The 3,198-nt window shown below is 77.2% G+C and carries 2 protein-coding genes and 1 pseudogene; all 3 read left to right on the forward strand.

Features of this window, described 5'->3' with window-relative positions:
* Positions 1–514: pseudogene (locus tag ACQRUO_RS39080) on the forward strand (hypothetical protein); the annotation flags it as partial.
* Positions 515–692: 178 nt separating this feature from the next.
* Positions 693–1,835 carry a hypothetical protein gene (locus ACQRUO_RS39085; RefSeq protein WP_428320946.1) on the forward strand — a complete coding sequence of 381 codons (1,143 nt, stop codon included), beginning with the start codon at positions 693–695 and terminating at the stop codon, positions 1,833–1,835.
* A 215-nt stretch (positions 1,836–2,050) separates the two neighbouring features.
* On the forward strand, positions 2,051–3,198 hold a 1,148-nt coding region (locus tag ACQRUO_RS39090; protein ID WP_428320947.1), incomplete at its 3' end, for a serine/threonine-protein kinase.

Raw genomic sequence — 3,198 nt, forward strand, 5'->3', positions numbered from 1 at the left:
GGCGGCCGGCAGCCCGGCGCCCGGTGGCGCCACCCCGTCGGCCGGCGCCGCGGGCGGCCCGGCCGGCACGGTCCCGGCCGGCTTCCACCAGTACACCGACTCCGCCGGCTTCACGATCCAGCTGCCCGACGGGATGACCCTGACCTCCAGCGGGCAGACCAGCCACGTCTTCACCGGCAACGGAGTGCGGCTGCAGATCGACTGGACCACCACGCCGGGCCCCAGCGCGCTGGCCGCCTGGCAGGCGGAGGAGCCGCAGGTGGCCCCCACGCTCGCCGGCTACCACCGGGTCCAGCTGCAGGCCGTCACCGGCTGGCGGTTCAGCAACGCCGCCGACTGGGAGTGGACCTTCGGCAGCGGGACCACCCAGCACTCGCTCAACCGCGGTTTCGTCACCAACGACCGGCGTTACGGTTATGCGCTGTACTGGACCGAGAACGACAGCGACTGGAACAGCCCCGCCAACAGCCAGGCCCGGCAGGTCGCCTTCGACAGCTTCCAGCCCGCGCCGTAGGGCCCGGGTGGCCGGCTGACGGAGTGCCCGCCGCGGCAGCGGCCGGTGCGCCCGGCGGGCCGGGGCCGGACGACGGCGACGACGGGGCACCTCCCGGCCGGACGCCCAGGGAGCGGGTCCGGGCGCCGCGACGCCGCCCACCACGGGCCGGTCGGGAATGACGAGAAGGGGGACGGTCATGCGAGCTGGCCCGGGCCAGACGGTGGCCGGCCGGTACCAGGTGACGGACCGCCAGCCGGCGACGGCCCGGGCGGCCGGCCCGTCCCGGCTCGCGACGGACCTGCGCAGCGGCCACCAGGTGCTGCTGGAGGGGCTGGAGCTGCCCGAACTGCTGGTGCCCGAGCTGTCCGGCAGCGCGGACTTCGCGGCCAGCCGCTGGCTGGACCCGGCCGGGATCCTCGACGAGGTCCGGGCGGTGCTGGCCGGGACCCCCGGGCACGCCAGGCTGCGGCAGTGCTACGAGGTGTTCGCGGAGGACGGCCTGCTCTGGGCGGCGGTCGAGCAGCCGGCGGCGGAGCCGCTGCCCGAGCTGCTGGAGGCCGGCCCGCTGTCGCCCTACCGGGCCGCCGAGCTGGCCGCCGACCTGGTCGCGGCGCTCGGTGCGGTGCACCGGGGCGGCCGGGCGCACGGCAACGTGCTGGTCGAGCAGGTGCTGGTCTGCGAGGACGGTGCGGCGCTGCTCGGCGGGCAGGCGATCGGTGCGGCCGAGGAGGCGCTGGCCCGCCGGCTGGGCGGGGCGGACGGGCGGCGCTGGGCGCAGGTCCGCACCGGCCTGCTCGGCGCCCGCGCGGAGCGCTGGGCCCCGGAGCAGTTGCCCACCGAGGGGCTGCCGCAGCCGCCGGACCCGGGGCCGGCGGCGGACCTGTGGGCGCTCGGGGTGCTGCTGCAGCGGGTGCTGACCGGGCAGGGCCCGTTCAGCGAGCAGACGCCGACCGCGCTGTTCGCCGCGATCCGGGCCGACCGGCGGGCCGACAGCGCGGGCTGCGGGCCGCTGCGGCCGCTGGTGGACCGGCTGCTCGCGGCCGATCCGGCGAAGCGGCCCCCGGTCGAGGAGGTGCGCCGCTGGCTGACCGAGCTGCTGGCGCAGGCGCCGGAGCCGTACGCGCCCGCGGTGGCGGAGCCGTCGGCGCTGCCGGTGCTGCGGCCCTCCTGGCCGTTGGTGCGGCGCGCGCGACGGGGCCGGCCGGCACCGGTGGCGCCGGAGCACGCCCGGCACGCGCGGGGGCGGGGGGCCTCGCCGTTCCTGCCGGTGCTGCTGGTGGGCGGGGTGCTGCTGCTGATGGTGCTGGCGATCGTCGGAGTGGTCCTGTTCGCCGGCTGATCCGCTCCGGGGCCGCGCTCCCACGGGCGCTCCGTGCCGGTGCGGCTGCGCTGAGTGATGCTGTCGTGACGCGCGTAGCGCACCGGACGTCACGACCAGATCACGTGGCCGGGTCGCAATGAACCTTTGTCGGGCGGGCGCCTAGGCTTGGTTCGGAACATTGTCCGAACCCGGTGATCAGTCGCGTGGTGCACCGAAGAGGGGGAGCGGTCGCCGTGAGTGGACAAGAGCAGGCGGGGGGCGCGCGGGGAGACCAGGCCGAGCCCGTGCCGGCCGCCGGGACCCGCAGAATGCTGGCCGGGCGCTACGAGTTGGGCGACCGGCTGGGCCGCGGCGGGATGGGGACGGTCTGGCGGGCCCGCGACCTGATGCTCGACCGCGAGGTCGCGGTCAAGGAGCTGACGGTCAACCACCTGCCCGAGGACGAGCTGGCGATCCTGCAGTCCCGGATGAAGCTGGAGGCCCGGGCCGCGGCCCGGATCAAGCACGCCGGGGTGATCACCATCCACGACGTGCTGGAGCAGGACGGCCGCCCGTGGATCGTGATGGAGCTGATCGACGGCCGCTCGCTGGCCGACGTGGTGGCCCAGGACGGCACGCTCTCCCCGCGCGAGGCGGCCGAGGTGGGCACCCAGGTGCTGGCCGCGCTGCACCGCGGCCACCAGCTCGGGGTGCTGCACCGGGACGTGAAGCCGGCCAACGTGCTGCTGGAGCACGGCACCGGGCGGGTGGTGCTGCTGGACTTCGGGATCGCCAAGTTCGAGGGCTCCTCCGAGCTGACCCGGCCCGGTGACCTGGTCGGCTCGCCGGACTACCTGGCGCCGGAGCGCGCCCAGGGCGAGCCGTTCGGCCCGGCCTCCGACCTGTGGGGCCTGGGCGCCACGCTGTTCGCGGCGGTCGAGGGGCAGTCGCCGTTCCGCCGCTTCGACCCGCTGAGCACGCTGGCCGCGGTGGTCTCCGAGCCGCTGCCCGAGCCGCGCTACGCCGGCCCGCTCGGCCCGGTGCTGGCCGCGCTGCTGGACAAGGACCCGCAGGCGCGCCCGGGCGCCGACGAGGCGCTGCGGATGCTGCGCGAGGTGACCGCCGGGCACACCATGATGATCAGCACCCGCCCGACGCCGCTGCCGCGGGTGCCCACCCAGGTGGTGCCGGTGGTGGACCGGGTCGCCGACCCGGTCGAGCCGGTGCAGATGCCGACGCCGACCACGGTCAACCTGCCCGGAGCGTCGGCCGCCCCGGCCGAGCCCGTCACCCAGGCGGTCCCCGGCGGGCCCGGGGCTCCCGCTGCCGCGGCGCCCGCACCGACCGATCAGGCGGCCCACCCGGCGCCGGCCGCCGCCATGCCCGCCCCGGCCCCGGCCGG

This window comes from Kitasatospora sp. LaBMicrA B282 (assembly GCF_050325825.1).
Taxonomy (GTDB): Bacteria; Actinomycetota; Actinomycetes; order Streptomycetales; family Streptomycetaceae; genus Kitasatospora.

Coding starts and splice junctions, on each gene's coding strand:
- ACQRUO_RS39085 (WP_428320946.1), top strand. CDS start 693: ATGCGAGCTGGCCCGGGCCAGACGGTGGCCGGCCGGTACCAGGTGACG.